This is a genomic window from Paraburkholderia sp. BR14320 (genome assembly GCF_040948665.1).
Classification (GTDB): domain Bacteria; phylum Pseudomonadota; class Gammaproteobacteria; order Burkholderiales; family Burkholderiaceae; genus Paraburkholderia; species Paraburkholderia youngii.
Genome location: NZ_JBFPKG010000006.1, coordinates 62,053 through 86,737, shown reverse-complemented (window position 1 = coordinate 86,737; position 24,685 = coordinate 62,053). Strand labels below are relative to the sequence as shown.

The following is a 24,685-nucleotide window of genomic DNA, read 5'->3' as shown; positions in this document are numbered from 1 at the left end:
CTTCTCAATAGACATAAGAAAGCCAGCTCATCAGCCGGATGAACGCGTGTCCCAGCGGATTGAGCGGATTGCCCTGGGTCGGAAACGCCATCACTTCGGCCTGCCCGCCCACCCGCAGATCGCGCAGGCGCGCGCGCTCGCTGTCGTCGAATTCGACGATCACCGGAAAGCGTTGCGCGGGACGCAGCCAGTCGCGGCTATTCTGCACGGTGGGCAGGCTGCCGGCCGGCGTGGTCTGTCCCACGCTCACGCCGTAGCCGACACTGCGAACCCGCCCGTCGAACACTTCACCGGGCAGCACGTCCAATGCGATCTCGACACGCGTGCCGGGTTTCAGATGACCCAGATTGTTCTCCGTCATGTCGGCGCTAACCCACACGTCGCGGATCGCGATCAGCGTCATCACCGGATTGCCCGCCGCCGCGAACTGACCGACTTCCGTGCGCAGATCGGTTACGACGCCGCTCGAACGGGCCCTGACCCGCGCATTCGCGAGATCGAGTTCGGCCTTCTCCAATGCGCTGGCGGCGCTGCGCAACTGAGCGTTTTCCGCCTCGTGTCCGCCCTGCTGCTCCCGCGCGCGCTCGACCTCGGCACGCGCTCCGTCGACCTGGCTTAGCGCCTGTGCATGCGTCGCCCGCGCGACCTCGAGACGTCGCAGCGAAACGGTGCCCTCGTCTTCACGATAGAGCCGCTCGAGACGGTCGCTGTCCTGGCGCGCCTTGACCTCGTTCGCGATGGCGGCCCGCAACGCCGCGAGAGCCGACTCGATACCGGCCGTGCTGGCCCCGACCTGACGGCGCGTGGACTCCAGATCGGCGCGCGCGCGGTCGGCGGCAATGCGGTAGGGCTCGCTATCGACTTCGAACAGCACGTCCCCCGCGTTGACATCCTGGTTGTTGTGGACGAACACCCGGGTCACGCGCCCCGACACCTCTGCGGCGACGGGCACGACATAGGCCTGAATCCGCGCCTGCTGCGTATACGGCGTGAAACGGTCGGCGAGCAGATACCAGATCAGGCTCAGCACGATCAGACAGACGACCACCTTGACCGCCCTACGCGAAGGGTCCGCGGCAGGCGTCGGCGACTTCGGCGAAGCGGCGGTTTGCGGCTCGCGGGTATCCTGGGTATCGCTCATCGTGACGCCCCTTCGGCCTGCGCCGGCGTACCGGAAGTCCGCGCCGTTTCGTCGAGCAGGTCGCCCCAATCCGTGCGTTGCCGCATCTGCGCGCGCGTCGCCGCATCGACGAGCGGCTGTTCGGTCTCCCAGCCGCCTCCGAGCGCCTTGTAAAGCGCGATCACACTGCCGAGCGCATTGCTGCGATTGACCACGTACGCGTCCTGCTGCGCGAACAGCGCGCGCTGCGCATCGAGCACCCGCTGGAAGTCCGAATACCCTTCCCGATAGATCGTATTGGCGAGGGTCAGCGAGCGCCGCGCCGCGCGTTGCGCGTCATTCAGAATGGTGTCGCGCTGCAACGCGGCGATCAGCGCGGTCGCGGCATCGTCGGCCTCGCGCGCCGCCTCGCGCACCGTGTTCTGATAAGCGACCGTCAACTCTTGCAGCCGCGCGTCCTGGACACGCACGTTGTTCGTGATCCTGCCGTAATCGAACACGTTCCACGTGACGCTCGGGCCCGCGGCAAAGAGCAGTGTGCTCGGTGCGCCCGCGAGCGAACTGGCGGTCCACGTGAGCGTGCCGAGCAACGATATCGACGGGTACAGATCCGCTTTGGCCACGCCGATCAGCGCCGACTGCGAAGCCATCTGATACTCGGCCGCGCGAACGTCCGGGCGGCGCAACAGCAGATCGGCCGGCACGTCCTGCAACACCGCATGATCCACCAGCGGCACTACGCCTTCCTTGCCCGCCTGCACGTCGAGTTCCGGCAGCGGACCCGGCGCTCGTCCGATCAGCACCGACAGCGCATGACGCGCCAGCACGATCTGGCTTTCGAGGTCGGGGATGCTGCTCAGTGTCCCGAGGTACTGCGTCTTTGCCTGCTGGAAGTCGAGCTCATCGGATTCGCCGGCCTTGAAGAGCTTTTGAGCGATGTCATAGCTGCGCTTTTGCAACTGGGCGTTCTCGCGCGCGATCCGTAGCCGCGCCTGTGCGACCCGCAGCGTGAAATAGGTATCCGCGACCTGGGCGTGCAATAGAACCAGCGCATCGTCGCGGGTCGCTTGCGCGGCGAAGAACGCGGCGTCGGCCGATTCGATCGCGCGGCTGAAACGCCCCCAGAAATCCAGCTCCCAGCCGATCGCGAAACCCGCGCCGTACTGCACGAAGAGACCCGAGCGCGGATTGGAGCCCCCCGAGCGCTTGCGCGCCGACGCGAGTACATCGGCACTCGCCTGCTGCACCTGCGGATAGCGTCCCGCGAGCGCGATGCCGAGCTGCGCGCGCGCCTCGAGCACGCGCAGTCCGGCGATCTTCAGGTCGCCGTTGTTCGCGTCGGCTTCCGCAATCAGACGTTCGAGATTCTGGTCGCCGAAAATCAGCCACCATTGGCGCACGTCGGGCTGTGCGCTTTGCTGCGTGACCTGCGTGATCGACGCACTACTCCAGTGCTCGCTCCACGCTTCATGCTGCGGCTTGAAGTCCGGACCCACCCGCATGCATCCGCCCAGGCCGAGCGCCCCCAAGAGCGCTGCGATCCCGTACGGACGCGTGAACGGTGACACGGAGCCATCCTCGCGCTTCAGGTCTGCTTCTGTTCGTGGATCTGCGCGGCTTGCGCGGGTTGCGGCTGGTCACGGACCCAGCGCCAGAACAGCTGATAACCGACGGCCAGCATCACGGGCCCGACGAATAGCCCGATCACGCCGCCCGTCACCATGCCGCCGAGCGCTCCGATCAGCACGACGGGCATCGGCACCGCAACGCCGCGGCCCAGCATCAAGGGTTTGAGCACGTTGTCGGCGAGGCCCGCGACGAACACGTAGACCGCGAAGATGATGTTTGCGGTGCTCACACCGTCCGTGACGATCACGAAGGCGATCACCGGAATGGTGATCAGCGTGGCTGGCAGTTGCATGATGCCGAGCAGCAGCACGGCCAGCGCGAGCAGCCCCGCGCCGGGTATGCCCTTCACGATGAAGCCGATGCCGATCAGCAGCATCTGGATGAACGCGATACCCACCACGCCCTGAGCCACCGCGCGAATCGTCGCCGTGCACAGATCGGCGATCTGAACCCCGTTCTCGGGTCCCGAGATGCGCGAGGCGATCTGCACCGCGCTGTGATAGCCCTTCTCACCGTGGGCCATCAGGATTCCAGCGATGATCAGCGCGACAAAAAATATCACCAGCCCGGCGCCGAGGCCCGTCACCGTTGCCAGCACGGCAAGGCCGGCCTCCTTCAGCTGCGGGGCGAACTTATGCGCAAGGCCGGTCAGGTCCGTCGATGCCTGTAGCCAGAAGTCGTACACGCGCTGGCCGACTATCGGCCAACTCGCCACCGACTCGGCCGGAGGCGGAATCTGGAAGCTGCCGCTCTTCGCAATGGCTATCGATTTCTCGATCGAATCGGCGACCGCGAGACCCAATGCATACGTGGGCACCAGAATCACGGCAAACGCGACGAGGATGATCAGCGTGGCGATCAGACCATCCTTGCCGCCGAGCGTATGGCGCAGACGGACCTGCAGCGGATACAGCGTGATCGCCAGAATCACCGACCAGGCCATCAGGTTAAGAAACGGCGCGAAGATCCGAAAGCAGAACACGGCCAGGATCGCAATGAGTCCTGCGCGGATCAGCACGTCGAGCATCTCTCGCGCAGGCGTGCGTTGGGAAAGCGGTGTGAGCAGCATAGGTTCCTCTCCGGCGAGGTCGCGGCGCGGTGGCGCGGCGACACCGTGATTTGCCAGCAATCGCGAAAACTCGAACCCACTGGAACGTTTTTGACGCCAATACCAAGGCCTGCCTGCAATTCCGGCATCTTCAGGAAGAGAATCGCGCCGGCCTTGTCGTCGACAGAACGCGGCGTTTCACTACTATTGAACCCGCACCTCAAAGATTCAATTGGACTTTGGTCTCATAGGAGAACGCCGTGAAATGGATGGCGATCGTCGCCGTTCTGCTGGCCTTGATGCCCGGCGCGCCGGCCGGCGCCGCCGGGGTCGGCTTTCAGAAGGTCGACATACCGAACGGCGCCGAGCCGCCGCTTACTGCCGGAATCTGGTATCCGACCGACGTGCCGGCCACACCGCACGCGCTCGGCGGCGCTACCCAGACCGTCGCCTCCGACGCTCCGATCGCGGGCGATCACCTGCCGCTGGTGGTGTTGTCGCACGGCGGCGGCGGCTGGTACGGCGCTCATTACGACACGGCTGTCGCGCTGGCTCGCGCGGGCTTCGTCGCGGCGGCGGTCAGCCACGCCGGCGATACCTTCGATGACCAGAGCCGCGTGCTGCAACTCTGGCGCCGCCCCGCGCAGCTTCATCGGCTGGTGGACTACATGCTCGACGACTGGCCGGGGCGCGAGCGGCTCGATGCAGACCGCATCGGCGCATTCGGCTTTTCAAACGGTGGCTTCACCGTGCTCGTGGCCGCGGGCGGCATGCCGGATCTGTCGAAGATCGCCCCGTTTTGCGAAGTCCACGCGGACCATGACTTGTGCGAAGCATTGCGGCATGCGGGCGTCGACGTCGATTTCGCCGCGCATGTTCCAGCCGGTGTCTGGGTCCACGATGCGCGCATCAAGGCAGTCGTGATCGCCGCGCCTTCGTTCGGCTTCGCGTTCGGCCGCACGGGCTTGAGCGGCGTGCGCGCTGCGCTCCAGCTGTGGAGCGCCGCCGACGATCGTCATCAGCCGCATCCGTGGTACGACGAGCCGGTGCGGGACGACCTGCCCCGCGCTGCCGACTATCGCGTGGTGGCCAACGCAGGCCACTACGACTTTCTGCCGCCCTGCGATGCGCGTCTTGCGCGGCTGCGCCCGCAGATTTGCGACAGCGCGCCGGGCTTCGACCGGGCGGCGTTCCATCAACGATTCAATGCCGAGGTGGTTCGGTCTTTCGAGGCGATGCTGCGATAGGAAAGTACCGACTAGTGTGCAGGATCAGCTGCGTGCCTGCGTCGATGGTCGTGCAGGAAACCTACGCAAATCATACGGGTGCCCACAGGCGCAAGTTTTGCAGTCCGCGTGGTCCTCTATTACGCGAAAAATTCGCCGTCAATCGCAAAGCCGTCAATCGCGGATAGGAGAACTTCACATTTTCTTGATTCGTCGTAAAAGTGTTATTACCCTCTACGAGGTGGGCTTTCGGGCGCCAGCTTCATGCCCCCCGAGCGTGGAAGGGTTAGCCGACCAACAACACCAAAGGAGCGAGTCGATGCATAGCATCCTCGACCGATTGGATTACGTTGCCTTTTCCCGGCCGTCATTCGCCGCGGGCCGCGGCGCATTGAGCGGCGAACACCGCAAGCGCACGAACGGCTACCACCCACGGCGGCTGCGCAACACGATTCCCCGCTCCACCCATCATCGGTGGCTGCCTGTTGCCCATCGTCTACGGCATTGCACCCAACGCTTTGCTGATCCGCGCGGCCTCCTCCAGGTTCCCGCACGGCGTGGTCCGTGTGTCACCGTTCATCGCCGGCCTTTCCGGATTGCAACGCGCGCCGTCGATGAAACCTGCGGGCGGATGAAGCAGCGCCGCCTTCGTTAGATCGTCCGTGATCCGGCTTTGGAGAGATAGAACCTATGCGTGCCTCTCTTTACCCGTCAAAGCTGCTGGCAACCGCCGCCCTCACAGCGGTAGCCGCCTCGTCGCAGGCCCAGACCACCGCCACCGGCACCTTCCAGGTCAGGATCACAATCCAGGGCACCTGCCTGATCGCCTCCACCACCGACATCGACTTCGGCTCACAGCTCTCGGCCGCGACCACGTATACGCAGACCGGCACCATTCAGGTTCAGTGCACCAATGGCCTGCCCTTCACGCTGGGACTCGATGGCGGCACCGTCACGGGCGACGTCAACGCACGCGCGATGCAAGCCACGGCGGGCACCACCCAGATTCCCTACACGTTGCGGCGCGACTCGCCGACAGGAACGAACTGGGGGAACACCGCACCGTCGTGGTACACCGGCACCGGGATCGGCATCGGCTCCGACTACACGATCTCGCTGACGGTCTACGCAGCGGCAACCGTGGGCGGTACGGAACCAGCGGGCCAGTACCTCGATACGGTCACCGCAACGATCACCTACTGATGGGGGACGTCCATGCACGCCATGCGATCACTGGTTCAGCCACCCATGCTTCGTGCCGTCTGCAGCGCCGCGGCCATGGTCGCCGCGGTCGGCGGCGCGGCGCCGGCACAAGCCGCCGCGATCCTGCAGGTCGCACCGGTCCGGATGGAATTCGAACCCACGCAGCAAGGCCAGACGGTCCAGATAGCCAACAAGGGGCAAGACGCCGTCGAGGCACAGGTGCGCATCATGCGCTGGACCCAGCAAGATGGTCAGGATCAACTGAGCCCGGCGGCATCGAGCGAACTCGTGGCCAGCCCGCCCATCATGCGCATCGCGCCCGGCGGCCAGCAGACGGTGCGGGTGATCCGCCTCCACCCGACGACGCCCGCGAGCGAACTCAGCTACCGCCTGCTGATCGACGAGTTGCCTCAGCAAGGCATGCCGCACGGAACCGGCTTGAGGTTGTTGATGCGCTATTCGATTCCGGTCTTCGTGAACATCACGCACACGACGCCGGTGCCAAGACCACAGCACGGCACCACCCCCATCAGGACCGACCTCAGCCGCGTCCACGCCCAGGTCGCTGCCGGCAACGACGGCAAGGCCGAATTGAGCGTCAGTAATGACGGCACCCACGCCATCCGCATCAGCGCCTTGAGCACTGCGGCATCCGGCGGCCAGACGCAGTTCGTGGATAGCGGTCTGGTCGGTTATGTCCTGTCCGGCCAACGCATGAGCTGGCCTCTGAACGTTCCTTATCCTTTGCCCCCAGGTATGACGCTCAAGGCCCGATTCGATGACGACACTGAAGTGCAGGCGGTGCCATTGGACGGTGCTGGCCGTTAGCCTGAGCCTTTTCGCCGCTGCACTATCACCTGCCCGGTCCGCGGCCCCTGCGGCAGACATCGACGCCTCGCGTGGACAAGGCCTCTATCTCGAAGTGGCGGTCAATCATGTGGAACTCCGGCGGATCGAACATTTCGTCGTGCGCGACGGACACATCTATGCCGATGTCAACACGCTGCTAGGGCTCGGCTTGACCTGGCCCGGCGCACAGACTGCGAGCGGCCTGATTGACCTGAATGATCTGCCGAACCTGCAAACCCGATACGACGTAGCCAACCAGCGTCTGGAGATTTTTGCGCCCATCGAATTGTTGGGAGGTCCGCCCTCGGAGGTGGGCTACAGGACGCCGCCCGTGCCGTACCTGGACCCCGCGACGCGGGCGCCCGGCCTGTTGTTGAACTACGACTTCTACACGCAAACGGACAGCAATTCGACCAGCGCCAGTGGCTGGACCGAACTGCGCATGTTCGGGGTCGGGCCTGGCGTCTGGCGCACCAGTAACCTGACGCAATTGTCCAGAGGCTATGGCAGCGACAGCGAACGCAACATCCGCCTCGACACGTCCTGGCAGCTGGATTTTCCGGGCTCCATGGTGACGGTGACGCTGGGCGACGCCTTCAATGGCGCATTGTCCTGGACACGCACGATGCGCTTCGGCGGCCTGCGTATCTCCCGCAACTTCGACTTGCAGCCTTACCGCGTCACGGTCCCGCTCGCGTCTTTCGTCGGCGAAACGGCGGTTCCATCGCTCGTCGACCTGTACATCAACGGCGTGCGGCAGGCGCAGGGGCCCGTGGCGCCGGGTCAGTTCCAGGTCGTCGGCGCGCCGGTCGTCACCGGGGCGGGCACCGCGCAGATAGTCGTCACCGACATCACCGGCCAGCGGCGCGTCGTGAGCATCCCGTTTTACAACAGCGCAAACCTGCTACAGAAGGGTCTCAGCGACTGGTCGTTCGAGGTCGGCGCATTGCGCCTCGATTACGGCATTCGCTCGTTCTCCTACGCGGACAACGCGATGTTCAGCGGCAGCGGCCGCTATGGCGTGACCGATTATCTGACGCTCGAAGCGCATGGCGAGACCTCTCATGGCCTGACCATGGGCGGTGTCGGCGCGGCCGTCCGGCTCGGCCAGGCCGGCGTGGTGAGCGCGTCCTTCGCCGCCAGCAACTATGGTCACCAGCGCGGGCAGCAATACGGCGCCGGCTATCAATGGCAAGGCTACGGGTTCAGCATCAATCTCGCGACCTTGCGCCGCAACGACGCGTTCGTCGATATCGGCACGCTCGAGGGCTCGACCTTGCCTCTGAGCAGTTCCCAGGCGTTCGTCGGCTGGAACGTGGGACGGGGTCAATTGGGCGCCAGCTTTGTACGTCAGTCATATCAGGACCTCCCGAGCGCGAGCTATGCGGGCCTGAGCTGGTCGCAGTCGTTCGGGCGCTTCGGCTATTTCAGCGTGGGCGCGAACCGTGACCTCGAAGGCCATGGCGGAACCTCGGCCTTTGCCTACTGGTCGCTGCCCCTCGGCAACCGGGTTCAAACCTGGGCCAGCGCCGTGCACCAGAGTCGAGGCAACACCGCGACGGTCGGCGCCGCGCGCGATGTGCCCGGCGACGCCGATGGCTGGGGCTGGCGCGTGCAGGGCAGCGCGGGAGAAGATGCGGGCGGCCAGGCCGAGATCAGCCAGCTCACCCGCTTTGGGGAATGGCGGGTCGGCGGCCAGTACGTGGCGAACCAGAGCGCGGGCAATAGTACCGCGTATGCCGACGTCACCGGCGGGCTGCTGCTGATGCAAGGTCATCTGTTCCCCATGCGCAGGGTCTACGATGCCTTCGCGCTGGTATCGACCGATGGCATAGCCGGTGTCCCGGTCAAACTGGAAAACCGGCTGGTCGGCAGCACCGACGATCACGGCCTGCTGCTGGTCACACCACTGAACGCATGGCAGAACAACGATCTGTCCATAGATCCGCGAGCGCTTCCGGCCGATGTCAGCGTGGAGCGCGTGCGTATGCAGGCGGTACCCTCGACAGGAAGCGGCATGCTGGCGCGCTTCGAGATCCAGACCATGCTGATGCTGGACTTCTCCGTGCACAGCGTCGCCGGCGAGGCGATTCCGGCGGGCACGCAAGCCGTGCTCGACCCCGGCAACGTCCCTGTGACGATCGGCTATGACGGCCGCGTGTTCCTCGAGAATCCGCCCGCGGACGCACGGCTTTCCGTGCCCTTGAGCACCGGTCAGTGTGTCGTGACCCTGCCGGCCCAACTGCGCCAACACGGCCGGATCGACCTCGGAGATCAGCCATGCCGATAGCCCGCGCTTCGCCGCGCAAGCCGACCGCACTGATGATCTGGCTCGTGGCCGTCGTGGCTCTCGCGCTTCATGCACCGCTGGCTCACTCGCAGTCCTGCTATGTCAGCGGCGCGTTCGGGATGAGCTTCGGCACCGTCAGCAGCAGCGGCCGCGCGGCCACGTCCGCGATAACCGTGAACTGCCAGCCAGACTATTCGGGCGGCCAGACCTACTACTACCAGGTCTGCCTCTATCTGAACCCGGGTGACTGGAGTGTCGGGCAGCCGACACGGCGCATGAGCAACTACAACAACGCTTATCTCAACTACGACCTGTTTTCCGATGCCGCCCATACCCAACACATCGGCGCACCGGGCACCACGCCCGTCTATCAGGTGCATATTGCGACGCCACCCGCAACGCCACAGACCGTCAATGCTTCCGTCTACGGCTGGGTGTACCCGGGGCAGGCGGTTCCCGCGACCTACCCGTTCCAGGAGACCGGCATAACGGGCGTTCTGGGTTACCGGTACAGCACCACGGGCTTTCCCGCTTCGGCGGACTGCAGCGCCGGCGGAACCGGCGGCGGTTCCATCACGTTCAGCTCGTCGGGTGTCAACGCGACCTTCGAATACGGCTGCTGGGTCGCCGCCACCGACATCGACTTCGGGGCGGTGGCGCCGCCTCAAAGCCAGTTGCGCGAGAACGGCAACATCCGTGTCCAATGTGCTCCGGGCACGTCCTGGCGCGTGGGCCTCGACAATGGTCTGAATTTCGATGGCTCCATGCGCCGCATGTCCGGACCGGGCGGATTCGTCCGCTACCAGCTGTATCAGGACGCCAGCACTACGCAGGTGTGGGGTAACGATGATGCAAGCATGGTGGCGGGAACGACCGATGTTGCCGGCAACACGGCGTCGCTGACCGTTTATGGCCTCGTGCCAGCGCAACCCAATCTCGCGGTCGGCGATTACATCGATACGATCGTCGTCACGCTGTACTACTAGGAGAGAAAAAATCCTTCTCATAGGGCATGACGAGCAGGCGGTTGCGCCACTCGCAAGACCGCGCCGGTTTACCCGAATTCGTCGTGTTGCGGCAGTTGATCAGTGATCGAATACCACGGCGCCTTGGAACCCACGAAAATGTGGGCAGTGGGAGAGATGGTAGGCGAGTCCGTGAGGGTTCCCAGTGTGACGTGAACGTATTCACCGTTTCGAACCACCGAGAACATCAGGCTTCCGCATATTTTGCAGCGCACATCGTGCGACGCGCGCTGATCGCCGAAAATCAGCAGGCTGTGTTCGCCCTCAGTGATACGCAGCTTGCCGCGCTCGATTCCCGCGAAGGGTTTGAACGCCGAGCCGGTTGCGCGCCGACAGTTTGAACAGTGGCAGTTCAACGCATAGACGAATTCGTCCTTTACCGAGTAATGGACGGCACCGCAAAGGCATTGGCCGGCAAGCAATGGTTTCATGGCTGCTGTCAGACAGAAGGTACGTCGCTAATGGGAAAGTCGCGCAGCCATGATTATTCGCGAGTCGAAGCGCGCTGTCGAACCGCCAAACCGCTAGCGCCTGAAAATCACCTGCGCCGTGCCGGCCTCGATCGGGGAAGAGGTGTGCTGGTGAACAATCTTCCATCCGTCGGGCTGCTGCCTCAGCGTCATGGTCAGGCGATTGTCCATCGCACGCAGTTCCGCGCCGCCGGCGTCGACGGCTTTGTATGTCGCGAAGGCGTGAATGACGGCAAGGTCCGCGGCGACCATCGTTTGCGCCTCGCTGAAATCCACGATCACGCGATCCGCACCCAGCGAACCGAACCAGCCCCCCACCATCGCACGCCACGATGCGATGCCGTTGTACGACCATGTACCCCACATGTCGAAGATCACCGCATCGCGGTCGTAGAGCGCGACGAACGCGTCCACGTCTTTGGCCCATACCGCGGCTGTGTAGCCTTCCAGAACCTGCAGGATTGGATTGTCGAGTCTGTTCACAGTGTGTGCTCCTGAGTCGGATTACGAGGGGTTCTGACCGAATGCCTTACCAGCTAACGACGATCGACGCACCACCCGATCGACATCCAGGCGAAAAAAATCTTCAACGCGTTATGGCGTTGCATTGATCAGACGCCGCGCTCGTCACTGGGCGGTCTGCTGACGTTGATACTCGTTGTGTTTCATCTGCATATAGTCGGCGCGGCTGACCTCGTGCAATTGCCGCGGATACTGCTCGGTCGCATCGAACCAGTCGGTCAGACGTTTGTCGAGCCGGGCGTTGGGCGGGCTGGAAAGCGCGCCAAGATAGGCATCGATGGCGAGGAAATAGCGCATCGTATTGCGTTCGACCAGGCCGCGCACGCCGCCGATGTATTGCGGCTCGCTCGTCGACGAATCGGGCGTCAACGAAAAGCCGACCTTGTCGCTGCCGATCGTCGCCAGATAGGTTTTCATCGCGATCCTTCCCGCGGTGCCGTATCCGTATGCGTAGGTCAGGTGAATAAAGGTACGGTTATCGCCGACCGGGATCGCTTCAAGCACGATACGGTAGTCTTTCGTGCTCAGCGGACCCGTGGCCGCGGAGAGCTCGACGCGAAAATAATCAGCGGTGCTCGCTACCGGGCTAAAGTTGAATTGCACGCGGTACGACGACGAAAGAGTTTCCTCTGTCTTCTTGCCGATGTTCACGGTGAGGACCGTACCGCTATCGCTGATCGACGCGTGGCAGTATTTGGTGTTCAGATGCAGGATCAGCACGTCGCACCAGTTGGCCGGGCCCTGAGCAGGGTCGCTGAGCGCGCCGCTGACCACCGCGAAAGGATAGTTGAGCACACCGTAGATATCGCCCTTGAGCGCCGACGGCAGCTCCTGCGATTCGAGGTACAGCGGCCGATGAAACGGGTTGTGCGCGAGTTGCTGCGTCAGACTTTGATATTTCTCGCGCAGGCGAGCCGCGCTGTCGTCCGCTTGCGCGACGACGCTGTGGCACAGGAAACAGAACACCGTGGCGATCAAGACCATCCACCACGGTCGCGTCCGCCGATTCTTTGCCAGCGATGTGGCAAGCCTGCTCATGGCCCTTCTCCTATTTCGAATCAGGTTGTGGCGCAACCGGCGTAGATCCGATCCTGCGAACACTCATCGCTGGCCCGGCTCCCATTCCGGACTATAACCTCCGAGCGCCGGGTGATACATCTCGTCGCCCGAGTGCTGCGTGAATTCGACGTTGAGTCGGTCTTCGCGCAGGCCCAGAATCTCGATGCAGAGCGAGCAAAGGGCTTTGGCCAACTCCATGCGCAACTCCGGCGGCCGCCCTCTTCTGATATCGAGCATCATCAAGGCAACGGGCACCGGCTCCCCGCTCTCCTCGGCAATGCGCCACACGCCGCCCGGACCGAGCTCTCGTATGGCTACGCTGATTCGCCTGACATCGACCGACATCATCCGGGCATAGGTCTCACTCATTTTCGCCGCGAGCAGTCTTTTACTCTCGACAGAGTAGTGATCGTTTACATCAAGTTGCAGATAAGGCATCGCGTCGATCTCCGGGAAAAGTGTTTCGCACGCGCCAACTATATGCCGCACCATCAAATCGATCAAAACCATCGCCATCACTTATTACGTTACTGACGTGCCGCGTGGCCGAGGTGGACTTTGTTTTGGCCACTCAGCTTTGCATGATGGTCTTCACTATTTACACGAGTTCGCTCTCATGAGCTCGCGCCCGCATTCAACAGCAATGAGTCGTTTATTTCATTGGCTGTCCTACTGTTTGCGCACCCTCTCGCCTACAGCGTGCCTGCTGTCAAATCGATCGTCAGGAGAATCGTCATGCGTAAGATGCTTACCCTCGCTGTCGCAGCGTTTTGCATTGCGTCGTTTTCGCACGAAAGTCGCGCGACTGGCGATGATGACGTCCCACAAGCCCGATGCACGCTACCGCAAGGTACGGTCGCATTGGTGGAAAGACAGTTGCGTACGGTCGTGAACCTGCCAGATGGCAACGGCGGGATCTTCACACCCAATCGGATGTGGGCGGCCATCGTCGATCGGCAGGGACATCTCTGTTCGGTGATCGTGACCGGGGACGCCTGGCCTGGCAGTCGGGCCATCGCGATCGCAAAGGCTTATACCGCGAACGGCTTTAGCAACGATGCGCTCGCGCTATCCACGGCGAACCTCTACGCGGCCACGCAACCCGGCGGCTCCCTTTATGGACTGAATAATTCGAATCCTTTTGACGCGCGCTTCCTCGAACAGGGCAGCGGCATCGGACACACGCTTGGCGGCGTGATTACCTTCGGCGGCGGCGTCGCGCTTTATGCGGGAGGGAAAGTCATCGGAGGATTAGGCGTGAGCGGCGATAGCGCCTGCGCCGATCATGCGATCGCGTATCGCATGCGCAAGCTCGCGGGGCTCGGCAGTGTGCCCGCCGGTCAAGGTCCGAACAACACGGATAACATCGTCTACTCGACGAGCGGATCTCCGACGGGCTTCGAACATCCGCATTGCTTCCCGAGCGACCTGAGCGCCGCCAAGATCGAGCAGATACCTTCGCATTGACGGCAATCGTCACCCATGGAATCGGGCTTCCGGACAACGGACTGGAAGCCCGCACGCTGATTGCGTGAGAATCGTCAACGCATCTGCCCGTCGATTTGCTTGCGCAGACGGTTTTCCTCTTCCTGAAGCTCGGGCGTAAAGGCTTCGCCAAAGTCCGCCGGTTCAAAGAACGGGCGAATCTCGATTTCCGAATCACTCATCATCGGATTCGGGCAGCGCTTGACCCATTCGATCGCTTCGTCCATCGATTGAACCTGCCACAGCCAGTAGCCGGCAATCAATTCCTTGGTTTCCGCAAACGGGCCGTCGATGACGGTGCGGTCCTTCCCTGAGAACCGCACGCGAGCGCCGGCAGAACTGGGCTTCAGCCCGTCGCCGCCTTGCATGATGCCGGCCTTGACCAATTGCTCGTTGTACTGCCCCATCGCCGTGAGGAGTTCCGTAGTCGGCATTTGCCCCGCTTCGGATTCGGGGGTTGCCTTGATGATGACCATGACGCGCATTTGGGTTTTTCCTTTGAAGACGAAAATATCTGAAGGCAAGGCTGCCTCCAGTGACTACGACGAATCATCACGGGAGAAATCGACATGCGCAACACACGACTGCACGAATTTACAAAACGCTTCGGCATCAAGGTAGAGGCGTCCGGCTGCCTCGAGCATCGACATCGGCGCCCTGAACCCGCAGCACCGGCTCCGCATCGCCAGGCACGAGCTGGAGTTGCGATGAAAACCGCACCTGCAAAAGCGCGGCGAACGCACGCTCGAAGGCGTTGGCATCGTCGTCGGCCGGCATGATCGCCTCGAGCGCCTTTGCGAAGCCGGATGCGCCTTCGATGTCCGCACGGCTGAAAGCGCTGCCGCCGCGCGAAAAGACGCGTTGCACGTCTTCTTTCAACTGCTGAAGGGCCGCGACGACCTGTTCATAGGCGTGAGCAGGCGCGCTCGTGTGATCCGGAGGTTCGGCTGCGCACAGCGCCGGCATGAACGCGAGCACGTTCCTGTCGATATCGACGCGCGCAGCAAGGGTCTTGATGTGTGACGCCTCCACCGATGGACCGGCGTCGCGCCGGCGACACCACGCTTGCGCCCGCGCCGCACCCAGCATCGCCGCCGCGAAACACCGGAAATCATCGAAGCGCAGATGCCTCGCAGCACAGTCGAGCACGGCGTCAGGCGTCAATTCCAGCTCGTGCGCCACCGCGAGACTGGTCTTCATCACGATCAGGACGAGCTCGCCCCACTCGTCCTGACGACTCCCTTTCATCGAGTTCGGGTACATCGTCGGTCCCTGTATGCACGCCCCGGATACACGTCGCATAAGCCTGCTTCGGCAGCGACTCGCAATAGCCTCGCCTGCGGCGACATGACCGCGCGGGACAGCTCAGGCTAGCCATCGCGGCAACACGAAGCGCAGTTCGGCTCACGGCACCGCGAGCACTTTGCGCACCGGCTTTTCGCCCGTCTCGGCGGGCCATTGTGAGCGGATCTTCGTCACGACCAGGTCAGGCAACGGGACGTAGTCCAGTGCGCTGACCGTCGGTCCGCCGTGGCTCAACGCCCATTCGAAAAACCTCAGCGTGGCTTCGTCGTGGCCCGGCTGGTTCGGCGTCGTGGGCAGCAACACATAGGTCGCGCCCATGACCGGCCACGCATCCCTGCCCGGCTGGTTGGTCAGCAACTGCGACAGGGAACCCGACCAGTCGGCGCTCGCCGCCGCTGCGTTGAAGGTCGCGGCGCTGGGCTGCACGACCTTGCCCGCCGCATTCGTCATGGCCACGTACTTCAAGCGGTTCTGTTTCGTGAAATCCCAGGCGACATAGCCTATCGCGCCGGGCAGATAGCCGACGTACGTGGCAATGCCCTCGTTGCCTTTGCCGCCGATGCCGAGCGGCCATCGCACGCTAGTGCCTTCGCCGACCCTGCGCTTCGATTCGGGACTGACCTGCGCGAGGTAGTGAGTCCAGATCAGCGTCGTGCCCGAACCATCCTGGCGACGCACCACGGCGATCGGGTAATTCGGCATCTTGAGCTTCGGGTTCAACCGCACGATTAACGGGTCGTCCCAGAACTGGATCTTGCCGAGAAAGATATCGGCGATGACCGGCCCCGTCAGCATCACCTCGCCGGCTTTGAGCCCCGGAAGGTTCACGACGGGCACCACGCCGCCGATCACGGTTGGAAATTGCCGCAAGCCGTTGCGGGCCAGTTGATCGTCGGTCAGCGGCGCGTCCGAGCCCGCAAAGTCGACTTTCCGCGCGATCACCTGCTTGAGCCCATCGGACGAACCCGTGCCCTGATAGATCACCCTGCTTCCACCCGACTTCTGGTAGTCGGCGGCCCAGCGGGTGTAGAGAGGAGCGGCGAACGTGCTGCCGGCTCCTTTGATGTCGGCGGCGTAGGCCGCGGCCGCGCATGAACAGCAAATCAGACCAGCGCCGATGGCGCCCAGTGTTCTCACGAATGTCTCCCGTCGGTTCTTGTTCCGGGACATCGCTGATCCGACCTGCAGTGCGTGAGCTTGTTGGAGGGCGACCGTGCCGGCGATTCAATGTGCAGCTTTCATCCGGGGTGCAGCTCTCCTGCATTACGCGCCATATCGCACATTAAAGAACGGTGCCTGGCCGAATTCCAGTTGAATCATGCTATCGAACGCGCCATGGCCGGCGGCCGCTGCCGCTATTGCAGGCATCCCGTTTCGGGAGTTGCCGGCACACATTCCTTCACGTCTTGTCCCACGGCGGCACGCCCGAGAACGCATCGACCAGAAAATCGATCGCCGCACGAACTTTTGCGCTCACGTGGCGACGGCTCGGATACAGCGCGAGCACATCGATATCCGGCAAGCGGTATTCAGGCAATACCCGCAGCAGCCGGCCCGCGCGGAGGTCCTCGCCGATCAGAAACGTCGGCTGCCAGATCACGCCGTGCCCCGCGAGCGCCGCCGCGCGCGCGGTGTCGCCGTTATTGGTGTGCATCTGGCAGTTCACCTCGACAGCATGCGTTTTGCCGTCTTTGTCGATCAGTTGCCACACGTCCGCTGTGGCCGCATACGTATAGCCGATACATCGATGTCCGAGCAGCTCCAGCGGCGTTTGCGGATGTCCCGAACGCTTCAGATAAGCGGGCGATGCACACAGGATGTTGGTCGACGTCGCCAGTTTGCGGGCCGCGTGATCGACCGTGCCGGCGCGCGAGATGCGGATGGCGAGATCGTAGCCCTCCTCGACGATATCGACGACACGGTCTATCAGCGTGATGTCGAGCTCGACGTCGGGATATTGCTGCATGAACCGTGGCCACAGCGGCGCGAGATGCTGGATGCCGAAGCTGACCGGCGCATTGATACGCAGCCGTCCGCGCGGTTCGATCGACGTCGTCGACACGAGTCCTTCCGTTTCGGCAACGTCTTCGAGAATGGCCTGGCTGCGCAAATAAAGCGTTTCGCCGGCCTCGGTAAGAGACAATCTGCGTGAGGTGCGATTCAGCAGCCGCGCGCCGAGGTGCGCCTCAAGGTCATTCACATAGCGGGTCACGTTCGCGGGCGAGGTTTCGAGCGCATCGGCCGCGCGCGCAAAAGCTGCCCCGGGTGACGACCGTTACGAAAACCTCAAACGCGCGCAGCCGGTCCATATTGGCGCTCCGATCATTCATAAAAGCTGAATGATACCGCCATGTTTTTGGTCTTTCTGTCTCAAGAACGGAATCTTATAGTGCTTCTCAACGAGCCGACGCAGTGGGCGTCGGCCGATGATCAAACCGGAGATTCAACATGCAACGCTTGACAGGAAAAGTCGCTATCGTCACCGGCGCCAGCGCGGGCATTGGTCGCGCCGCCGCAAAGTTGTTCGCCGCGGAAGACGCGAAGGTTGTGGTGGCCGCACGCCGCGAAGCCGAACTCGAGACGCTGGTCAGCGAGATTGCTCGCGACGGCGGTACGGCTGTCTCGCTGGCGGGGGACGTGCAATCCGAAGAATTCGCGAAAGCGCTGGTCGCACTCGCCGTCAGCCGTTTCGGCCGTCTCGACATCGCGTACAACAATGCGGGGACACTCGGTGAGATGGGACCGTCGACCGGCGTGTCGGAAGCAGGCTGGTCGGCGACGCTGGCGACCAACCTGACCAGCGCGTTTATCGGCGCCAAGCACCAGATTCCTGAAATGATCAAGCACGGCGGCGGATCGATCATCTTCACGTCGACCTTCGTCGGCTACTCGTTCGCGTTCCCGGGAACGGCCGCCTACGCCGCGAGCAAAGCCGGGCTGATCGGACTCACGCAAGCGCTCGCGGCCGAATACGGCCCGCAAGGCGTGCGCGTCAACGCGATCCTGCCGGGCGCGGTGGACACGGAGATGTATCGCGGCATGAACGATACCGCTGAATCGCAGACCTTCGTGACCGGGCTGCACGCGCTCAAGCGGGTCGCGAAGCCGGAAGAGATTGCCCGCTCGGCGCTCTACCTCGCTTCCGACGATTCGTCCTTCGTGACGGGTACGGCTTCGCTGGTCGACGGCGGGGCTTCGATTACGCGCACGTAAGCTGTTCAACGGCGGCATCCATTGATGTCGGCTCGCGTCCGCAAGCCTGGAAGGCTGGCGTCGGATGCGCGGCCGGCATCTGCGCATTCGGGCGCGAACGTCGATCAGCGTCGGCTGATCGACGAGCCGATACCATAAAAAATAAGCGAACACTGTATGGTTCCTCACCTAATCTTTGATCAGCTGACCGCGAAAAGCGAAGCGCGAGTCAGCCGGAGCAATTAACAAGGAGGTGGGCCATCATGAAGACGTTAGTCCACACAGTTTGCGCGGTCGCTGTCATGGCTTTGCCAATTGCATCGGTGGCACAGACCGAAAGCACGCTGACGCACGCGCAAGTCCAGGCAGAGATCGCGCAACTCGAGCAGGCCGGCTTCAATCCGGCCAACGCGAATACCGTCGACTTTCCTACCTATATGCCGACCACCACCGCCCCTGCCGCAGGTCAGAGCAGCGGCTATGGTCCTGCGACCAGCGGTACGCAGCAGATGGGCCATCCGGCCGGCACGACTGGGATGAAGCCGGTGTTCTTTGGCGGATCTTAAGCGTGCTCGTCTGACCGGCTCGACGATGGAGAACATGCCGTCCCTGCCAGGGACGGCATGGAGGGTCGTGCTATGCGAAAACACGAACTCGCTCGAGCCTTTGGAGTAGTTGCCGAATTTCGCGCACACCCGCACGCGCGCCATATTGCATGGCGCCTGCTGAACTACTGATTCTTTCGCTGAGCGCCTGAGCGCGAACAGCTAACACATCATCAGCGTTTGTTCACGTCGACGGTCAGGATTTCGTATCCGGGGTCGGCGTTCTCGGCCGCGACTTTATTCGCTTCCTCGTACGAGCGAAACGACGTGGCCTCCTTGATCTCCGGCGCCATGCCGATGTCGCCGTCCTCCGCGGTGCAGAGGAACTTCTCGCCGGTCTTTACGACGTAGACGGTCGTCATATCTCCCTCCGTGGCTTGCAGGGCAATTTCCAGTCTAGCAGGCTGGAAGAGTTGCGCAGGCTCCGCCGGTCACCGCCCCCCGCCAACCAGCCCCTCCGAATTCGCCAGCACGTCCCGCAGTTTTTCCAGCGACAACGGCTTGCTCAGATGATGATCGAAGCCCGCGGCAAGCGTCTGGCTGCGGTCCGTGTCCGACGAATAGCCGGTCAGCGCGACGAGGATCGTGCCGTTCAGCCCGGGGTTCGCGCGAATTCTGCGTGCGACCTCGAAGCCGTCCATGACGGGCATCGCGACGTCGACGATGGCAAGTTCCGGCCTGGTTCGCGTGATCAGGTCGATGGCCGCGCGACCGTTGTCGACCGCGGACACGCGATAACCCTCCAGGTCGAGCAGCACGCACAAAACATGCAACGCGTCGACGTTGTCGTCCACCAGAACGATGCGCAGCGCCCGGAAGTCCCTGCCCTTGTCCGAGGCGTCGGCAGGCGGCGCTAGCGGCTGCGTTCGCAGGATCGGCAAACGCAGTGTGACGCGGGTGCCGCAGCCCGGTCCATCGCTATGGATGTCGATTTCGCCGTCGTGCAGCTCGACCAGCCGTTTGGCGACGGCCAGACCGATGCCGAGCCCGCCTTCCGAGCGCGCGCTGCCGCTCGAGCACTGCGCGAACAGGTCGAACACATGCGGCGCGATCGACGAATCGATGCCGATGCCGTTATCGCTGACTTCGATCACGAGCATCCGCGCGTCGGACGGATCTCCAGCGCGAACCGTCAGCTCGATCAGTCCGCCCGCCGGCGTGTACTTCGCCGCGTTCGACAGCAGATTGCCGAGCACCTGACTGAGCCGCACATGGTCGGCGCGCACCGGAATCGCGCTGTCCAGACCGGTCAGTTTCAGCGTATGGCCGCGCGAGCGCACGTCGTGGTCGATCGCGGCGACCGCGTCGGAAACGATCTCGGCCAGCAGCGTATCGCTGCGCCGGATCGTCAGCTTTCCGTGTTTCAGACGCGCGGCGTCGAGCAGATCGTCGACAAGGGTGCGCAGATGCTTCATCTGCCGTTGCGCGATGGTCAGCACCGCGTCCGCCTTGTCGTTGTCGACCACCAGACGCTTGGCCGCGGCGATCGCGCCATCGATAGGCGCCATCGGGTTGCGCAGCTCGTGCGCGAGCATCGCGATGAACTCGTTGTGGCGGCGGTCGTTGTCCGCGCCGTCGTCGCGAACGTTGACCATCGTCACGGCCGCGCCCGCGACCATCGCGAGATCCGACAGCACCCGTGCGTCTTCGCTGTCGAAGCGGCACCCGGTGTGGTGCGACATCACCCATATCGCGCCGAGGTGGCCGTTATCGCACGGAATGGGTACGACGATCCCCTCGGGCACCTCGACGCCCGGAAAGTTCAGACTGGGAAACCGCTGTTGCGGATCGACGAACAGGCGCGCCGCGCCCCCTTCGAGCGTGACGCCGCAAGGACATTCGTCCCACGCGGTCGTGCGTCCCTGCAGACCGGCGCACAGGCCCGCCACCGCGAGCCAGCGAAAGCGCCGGCTGTCGGGTGGCCCCTCGACCAGACTGATGCCCGCACTGCCCGCGCAGCACAACGCCATGGCCTCGCTGGCAATTGCGTTCAGCAGGTGTTCACGCGAGCCGGTTTGCGCGCGCGCGAGCCGCAGCAGCGACTGGTTCTCTCGGGCGTAATCAGCCTTTTTGGCTGGACGGCTCGCTAATTCGTCAGCACTGGCAGCCATGATGTTCCACCGACGTTGACTGGCACCCGCGCGCAAGGCGGGCGTAAGGGCCGATACGGCGCCGATACCGCTGCCGACGAGTGTAGGTCAGCTGGGTCGCGCGGTCTCGGCTTCTCTCATTTGCACAGCGCTTTTTACTTCTATTTGTCCGCAACGTTCTGCTCCGCTCAGCGTCGACATGGCGTCCCATGAACAGCGGACGACGCAGTATAGGAACCCGGCGCGATGCCGCCGCTGTCCGTAATTCGTGGACATCGGACAGCTGCGTCAGCGTTGATGCGAGCACGCTCGCAGTCAACTGGACGGCAGGTACCGATCGCGAAGTCGCGAAAAGCGTTGTGGCTTGCCGCATATGACGATCACTGCGATCGATAGCTAAATCCGTCGGTTAGCGCGATGAGATCGGGTTGTTACGATGGCTCGATTCTCCCGTTTTCACCGCTCGACAGGACGCCCACGTCATGACGCAAATAACACGGCGCGCATTCACCCGCTTCGCAGTGGCATCACTACTGGCCGCCAGCGCTCCGCGCGGCTTCTCGCAGAGCGCGCCTGTCGCGCTGCGCATCGGCTATCAGAAGTCTTCTACCCTCATTACGTTGCTGAAGGCGCGCGGATCGCTGGAAAAAGCGCTCGCGCCGCTCAACGTGCGCATCTCCTGGAACGAGTTTCCGAGCGGACTGCCGCTGACGGAAGCGCTCAACGTCGATGCCGTCGACTTCAGCGCCGATGTCGCCGATACCGTGCCGATCTTCGCCCAGGCCGCGCATGCGCGCTTCGTCTACGTCGCGCAGGAAGCGCCATCGCCGGGCGCGCAGGCGATCATCGTGAAGAAGGACGGCCCGCTTCACACGCTGGCCGATCTGAAGGGCCGCCGCATCGCGGTGACGAAGGCGGCGCGCAGCCACTATCTGCTGCTTGCGGCGCTCGCGCGCGCGGGGCTCAAGCCCGCCGACGTCGGCGTCAACTACCTGAGCCCGGCCGATGGCCGCGCCGCGTTCGAGCGCGGCAGCGTCGACGTCTGGATCACCTGGGATCCGTATGTAGCGTCGGTCGAGCGCGACGGCGACGTGCGCATACTGAGCGACGGCGCGGGCCTCGCGTCCTATCAGCGCTACTACCTCGCGTCGCGCACGTACGCCGACGCGCATCCGCAAATCATCGAGACCGTGTTCGAGCAGTTGCAGACGGCCGGCGACTGGTTGCGCGCGAATCCGCTCGGCGCGGCCAACACGCTCGCGCCGGTGTGGGGACTCGACGCGCCGACGATCGAACGCGCCAACACCCGGCGCAGCTATCTGGTGCGAGCGCTCGCGCCGCCGAATTTCAGCGAGCAGCAGACGATCGCCGACGCGTTCTATCGCGCGGGACTGCTGCCCGCACCGGTCGAGACGAAGCAGGCGCTGTACTGGGACTTCGCGGCGAAACAGGCGAAGCCTGTCGGCGCGTGAACGATCACTGCGCGATGGAGCGCCGCACATTGCGGGCAATCCACGCCGCAGCACCGGAGCGGCCCGCGATCGACAGCGCGCGGCGCGGCCCCAGCACGATGCCGCCGACCACCAAAGCGAGCAGCAACGCGACATGCGGCGCCTCGGCGAGCGACCCGAGCACAGTGCTCACCTGGGAGCGCGACGCCGCCCGCGGCGCCGGCAACGCGGCAGTCTGGTTCGCCACCACCAGGGCGGTTCGCGATGCCTCCATGCGTTCCAGAATGGTGAGCCGGGCAAGCTCGTTTGCGTGACGTAGCTGACTCATTTGAGCGACTCCCTGAGAGCGTCGAGATCGGAGTGAATTTCGGCCTTGAGCACGTGAATCGATTGCGCCGGTTTCTGCGCCCGCCAGACGAGAAAAGACGCGATGCACACGATCAGCCATGCGGCGGCCACGCCCCAGGCCACCGCAAGAAAGTAAGCCGTCTGCCACGCGGTGGCGATGATCGCGATGCAAATGAAGGACAGCGTGAACAGCCCAGCGACCGCCAACGCCACGAGTGCGCTCAACTCGCGCACCAGGCGTTTTCGCGTCTCTTCGACTTCCAGCGCGAACAGTTCGCTATAGTCGGTGACGCGTTCGACGCAGAATCGCCCGACGTTGCGCCACCTCGTGACCTTCGCATGGATTGACATTCCGTCCTCCTCACGATTCATTTGCGCCGGCCGCGGTAAGCAAAGACTTCGCTCCTCGGCCGACAGAGCGAAGTGACACCAGCGTTGAACGCAGCGCAAGAGCCGGGCCCGCGCTGACCGATCGCACGCCGCGTGCCCGTAGCCGGATGGATGCCTGCACGCGTTCGCGCTGGCGGCACAGAGCTTGCTCGAATCAGGCAGATCATTCGCTCGTCGAGGACAGCATGACCCCGCTCCCCCCAACCGATCCCACTGACAAGACCGCCGGCGCCAGCATCGGCGAGACCGGCTCCGATATGACTACCGAGGACGGACGCGCGATGCCGGCCGCGCGCGACGAGCGCGGCTCCCAGCACGCGATGCATGGCGCGCACCGCGGCGCGTTGATCACGGTGACCGCGCATCGGAACTCGCGAGGCGCCTGGATCGCCGACGTGTCGATTTCCCGCGACGGCCGGCCGATGGAAATACCGGCCAATCTGGCCAACGTGGAACCCGTCACGCCGGAATGGCTCACCGAGGAGGAAGCGTTGCGCGCCGGCATCGAACAGGGTCGCTATCTGATCGACCGGACCCTGGGCGAGCACGCCGCCCCCCTGTCGGCGTCGCAGCGGCGCCTCGACGACGAGCGATAAGCACGGCCCGATTCGGAGGAAACTCACATGCTACTGAGCGATGAAGAACTGGCGCGGCTGGAAGGCGTCGAGCCGTTTCTGCGGGAGGAAGCCAGAAGCGCTCTTCCCGCCGACGCCGATTACGAAGTTCTCGCCGAACTGCGCGAGCATCTGCAGCCCGGATTGCGCATTCGCGTGCCGGCCGGTCCGGACATCGCGATGGAACCGCAAGTGCCGCCCTACCCGCTCGATCTGTTCGTCGGCTTGCCGCTCGACGAGCTGCGCGACGTCGCCAACGATGAAGGCGCCGCACGCGAAGCGGCGCTCGCCCGCTTCGCCACGACATTCGCGCCAAGGCTGCAGCGCGCGATCGCCACGCTGACACCGCACCAGATCGATCTCGCGGCGGGGATGCAAAGCGAGCGAGGAACGCTCACGGTGATGCTGGAGCCGGTGCGCTGACGCGTGAGCCGCAAAGCGCACGTCGCAACCGCGTTACTCGTCGCTATCGAGCCCGCCTGGCGGCGGCCCGATCGTGATGCCCGCGCCCGACCCCTTGCGGGTCCCCGGCGGATAAGCATCGGTTGCGGTCTCGGGCGGAACGTCCGCGACGCAGCGGCTCGCATTGCCGCCTCGCAGACATTCCACGAAACGGTCCGCCTCCTGCGGCGAGCGAAATTCGTAGATCTTGCTGGCAACCTGCACCTGCGTGTCCGACAGTCGCTTCGACAGTGTTTCCATCAGCCACTCCTTTTTGCTCGAAGATCTATCCCACGAGCAACGCGCGCGCCACCGCTTCATCA

General features: G+C 63.7%; 27 protein-coding genes and 1 pseudogene. 12 read left to right on the top strand and 16 right to left on the bottom strand.

Annotation, left to right across the window (positions count from 1 at the left end):
* Positions 1-4 precede the first annotated feature (4 nt).
* From AB3X89_RS08460 to AB3X89_RS08450, 3 genes are read right to left on the bottom strand one after another with little or no spacing between them, the layout of a single operon-like run.
* Positions 5-1,141, bottom strand: coding sequence for an HlyD family secretion protein (locus tag AB3X89_RS08460; RefSeq protein WP_368582753.1), 1,137 nt, complete (start codon positions 1,139-1,141; stop codon positions 5-7).
* Positions 1,138-2,688, bottom strand: a complete 1,551-nt coding sequence (locus tag AB3X89_RS08455; RefSeq protein WP_368582752.1) for a TolC family protein — start codon at positions 2,686-2,688, stop codon at positions 1,138-1,140. Before AB3X89_RS08455 ends, AB3X89_RS08460 begins: the two co-directional genes overlap by 4 nt.
* Before the next feature lie 17 nt (positions 2,689-2,705).
* Positions 2,706-3,818: an AI-2E family transporter gene (locus tag AB3X89_RS08450; RefSeq protein ID WP_368582751.1), complete on the bottom strand. Its 1,113-nt coding sequence runs from the start codon at positions 3,816-3,818 to the stop codon at positions 2,706-2,708.
* 248 nt (positions 3,819-4,066) lie between these two features.
* On the opposite strand from AB3X89_RS08450, the gene AB3X89_RS08445 reads away from it, so the two are divergent.
* The 6 genes from AB3X89_RS08445 (at position 4,067) to AB3X89_RS08420 (ending at position 10,351) form a co-directional block, all read left to right on the top strand.
* Positions 4,067-5,044, top strand: a complete 978-nt coding sequence (locus AB3X89_RS08445) for an alpha/beta hydrolase family protein (RefSeq protein WP_368582909.1) — start codon at positions 4,067-4,069, stop codon at positions 5,042-5,044.
* Positions 5,045-5,342: 298 nt separating this feature from the next.
* Positions 5,343-5,678 carry a hypothetical protein gene (locus tag AB3X89_RS08440; protein ID WP_368582750.1) on the top strand — a complete coding sequence of 112 codons (336 nt, stop codon included), beginning with the start codon at positions 5,343-5,345 and terminating at the stop codon, positions 5,676-5,678.
* A gap of 35 nt (positions 5,679-5,713) precedes the next feature.
* On the top strand, positions 5,714-6,226 hold the full coding sequence (locus AB3X89_RS08435; RefSeq protein WP_368582749.1) for a spore coat U domain-containing protein: 513 nt from the start codon (positions 5,714-5,716) through the stop codon (positions 6,224-6,226).
* Positions 6,227-6,271: 45 nt separating this feature from the next.
* The gene (locus AB3X89_RS08430; RefSeq protein WP_368582748.1) at positions 6,272-7,054 is read left to right on the top strand and encodes a molecular chaperone; all 783 of its coding nucleotides are present in this window, start codon (positions 6,272-6,274) and stop codon (positions 7,052-7,054) included.
* Entirely contained in the window at positions 7,005-9,365 is a 2,361-nt protein-coding gene (locus AB3X89_RS08425) for a fimbria/pilus outer membrane usher protein (protein ID WP_368582747.1), read from the top strand. The genes AB3X89_RS08430 and AB3X89_RS08425 overlap by 50 nt, the downstream gene beginning before the upstream one ends.
* The gene (locus AB3X89_RS08420) at positions 9,356-10,351 is read left to right on the top strand and encodes a spore coat protein U domain-containing protein (RefSeq protein ID WP_368582746.1); all 996 of its coding nucleotides are present in this window, start codon (positions 9,356-9,358) and stop codon (positions 10,349-10,351) included. Before AB3X89_RS08425 ends, AB3X89_RS08420 begins: the two co-directional genes overlap by 10 nt.
* Positions 10,352-10,419: 68 nt before the next feature.
* On the opposite strand, the gene AB3X89_RS08415 is transcribed toward AB3X89_RS08420, so the two are convergent.
* The 4 genes from AB3X89_RS08415 to AB3X89_RS08400 form a co-directional block, all read right to left on the bottom strand.
* A complete protein-coding gene (locus AB3X89_RS08415; RefSeq protein ID WP_152852128.1) occupies positions 10,420-10,821 on the bottom strand; it encodes a GFA family protein in 402 nt (133 codons plus the stop codon).
* Between the two features lie 93 nt (positions 10,822-10,914).
* Positions 10,915-11,343, bottom strand: a complete 429-nt coding sequence (locus AB3X89_RS08410; protein ID WP_368582745.1) for a nuclear transport factor 2 family protein — start codon at positions 11,341-11,343, stop codon at positions 10,915-10,917.
* 144 nt (positions 11,344-11,487) lie between these two features.
* The gene (locus tag AB3X89_RS08405; protein WP_368582744.1) at positions 11,488-12,420 is read right to left on the bottom strand and encodes a hypothetical protein; all 933 of its coding nucleotides are present in this window, start codon (positions 12,418-12,420) and stop codon (positions 11,488-11,490) included.
* A 63-nt stretch (positions 12,421-12,483) separates the two neighbouring features.
* Positions 12,484-12,879 carry a 4-oxalocrotonate tautomerase family protein gene (locus AB3X89_RS08400; protein ID WP_368582908.1) on the bottom strand — a complete coding sequence of 132 codons (396 nt, stop codon included), beginning with the start codon at positions 12,877-12,879 and terminating at the stop codon, positions 12,484-12,486.
* A gap of 438 nt (positions 12,880-13,317) precedes the next feature.
* Here AB3X89_RS08400 and AB3X89_RS08395 point away from each other — a divergent pair, with 438 nt between their 5' ends.
* Positions 13,318-13,908: a heme-binding protein gene (locus AB3X89_RS08395; RefSeq protein WP_368582743.1), complete on the top strand. Its 591-nt coding sequence runs from the start codon at positions 13,318-13,320 to the stop codon at positions 13,906-13,908.
* A 74-nt stretch (positions 13,909-13,982) separates the two neighbouring features.
* On the opposite strand, the gene AB3X89_RS08390 is transcribed toward AB3X89_RS08395, so the two are convergent.
* The 4 genes and pseudogenes from AB3X89_RS08390 to AB3X89_RS08375 all read right to left on the bottom strand — a co-directional run bounded on the left by AB3X89_RS08390 (position 13,983) and on the right by AB3X89_RS08375 (position 17,540).
* Entirely contained in the window at positions 13,983-14,411 is a 429-nt protein-coding gene (locus tag AB3X89_RS08390; RefSeq protein WP_368582907.1) for a YciI family protein, read from the bottom strand.
* 127 nt (positions 14,412-14,538) lie between these two features.
* Positions 14,539-15,189, bottom strand: coding sequence for a hypothetical protein (locus AB3X89_RS08385; RefSeq protein WP_368582742.1), 651 nt, complete (start codon positions 15,187-15,189; stop codon positions 14,539-14,541).
* A 141-nt stretch (positions 15,190-15,330) separates the two neighbouring features.
* Positions 15,331-16,401 carry a phosphate ABC transporter substrate-binding protein PstS gene (gene pstS, locus AB3X89_RS08380; protein WP_368582741.1) on the bottom strand — a complete coding sequence of 357 codons (1,071 nt, stop codon included), beginning with the start codon at positions 16,399-16,401 and terminating at the stop codon, positions 15,331-15,333.
* A gap of 229 nt (positions 16,402-16,630) precedes the next feature.
* A pseudogene (locus AB3X89_RS08375) lies at positions 16,631-17,540 on the bottom strand (LysR family transcriptional regulator).
* A gap of 139 nt (positions 17,541-17,679) precedes the next feature.
* Between AB3X89_RS08375 and AB3X89_RS08370 the strand changes: the two are divergent.
* Together AB3X89_RS08370 and AB3X89_RS08365 are read left to right on the top strand one after the other, a co-directional pair.
* Entirely contained in the window at positions 17,680-18,444 is a 765-nt protein-coding gene (locus AB3X89_RS08370) for an SDR family oxidoreductase (RefSeq protein ID WP_368582740.1), read from the top strand.
* Positions 18,445-18,686: 242 nt separating this feature from the next.
* Entirely contained in the window at positions 18,687-18,989 is a 303-nt protein-coding gene (locus AB3X89_RS08365) for a DUF4148 domain-containing protein (protein WP_368582739.1), read from the top strand.
* A gap of 212 nt (positions 18,990-19,201) precedes the next feature.
* Here the strand turns inward: AB3X89_RS08365 and AB3X89_RS08360 are convergent, their stop codons facing one another.
* A complete protein-coding gene (locus AB3X89_RS08360; RefSeq protein WP_368582738.1) occupies positions 19,202-19,390 on the bottom strand; it encodes a hypothetical protein in 189 nt (62 codons plus the stop codon).
* A gap of 69 nt (positions 19,391-19,459) precedes the next feature.
* Positions 19,460-21,139 carry an ATP-binding protein gene (locus AB3X89_RS08355; protein ID WP_368582737.1) on the bottom strand — a complete coding sequence of 560 codons (1,680 nt, stop codon included), beginning with the start codon at positions 21,137-21,139 and terminating at the stop codon, positions 19,460-19,462.
* A gap of 461 nt (positions 21,140-21,600) precedes the next feature.
* Here AB3X89_RS08355 and AB3X89_RS08350 point away from each other — a divergent pair, with 461 nt between their 5' ends.
* The gene (locus AB3X89_RS08350) at positions 21,601-22,590 is read left to right on the top strand and encodes an aliphatic sulfonate ABC transporter substrate-binding protein (RefSeq protein ID WP_368582736.1); all 990 of its coding nucleotides are present in this window, start codon (positions 21,601-21,603) and stop codon (positions 22,588-22,590) included.
* A 4-nt stretch (positions 22,591-22,594) separates the two neighbouring features.
* Here the strand turns inward: AB3X89_RS08350 and AB3X89_RS08345 are convergent, their stop codons facing one another.
* Together AB3X89_RS08345 and AB3X89_RS08340 are read right to left on the bottom strand one after the other, a co-directional pair.
* On the bottom strand, positions 22,595-22,897 hold the full coding sequence (locus AB3X89_RS08345; protein WP_368582735.1) for a hypothetical protein: 303 nt from the start codon (positions 22,895-22,897) through the stop codon (positions 22,595-22,597).
* A complete protein-coding gene (locus tag AB3X89_RS08340; protein WP_368582734.1) occupies positions 22,894-23,268 on the bottom strand; it encodes a phage holin family protein in 375 nt (124 codons plus the stop codon). The genes AB3X89_RS08345 and AB3X89_RS08340 overlap by 4 nt, the downstream gene beginning before the upstream one ends.
* A gap of 224 nt (positions 23,269-23,492) precedes the next feature.
* Here AB3X89_RS08340 and AB3X89_RS08335 point away from each other — a divergent pair, with 224 nt between their 5' ends.
* Entirely contained in the window at positions 23,493-23,903 is a 411-nt protein-coding gene (locus AB3X89_RS08335; protein ID WP_368582733.1) for a DUF6566 family protein, read from the top strand.
* 27 nt (positions 23,904-23,930) lie between these two features.
* Entirely contained in the window at positions 23,931-24,344 is a 414-nt protein-coding gene (locus AB3X89_RS08330) for a hypothetical protein (RefSeq protein ID WP_368582732.1), read from the top strand.
* 33 nt (positions 24,345-24,377) lie between these two features.
* On the opposite strand, the gene AB3X89_RS08325 is transcribed toward AB3X89_RS08330, so the two are convergent.
* Positions 24,378-24,623, bottom strand: coding sequence for a hypothetical protein (locus tag AB3X89_RS08325; RefSeq protein WP_368582731.1), 246 nt, complete (start codon positions 24,621-24,623; stop codon positions 24,378-24,380).
* Between the last annotated feature and the right edge of the window lie 62 nt (positions 24,624-24,685).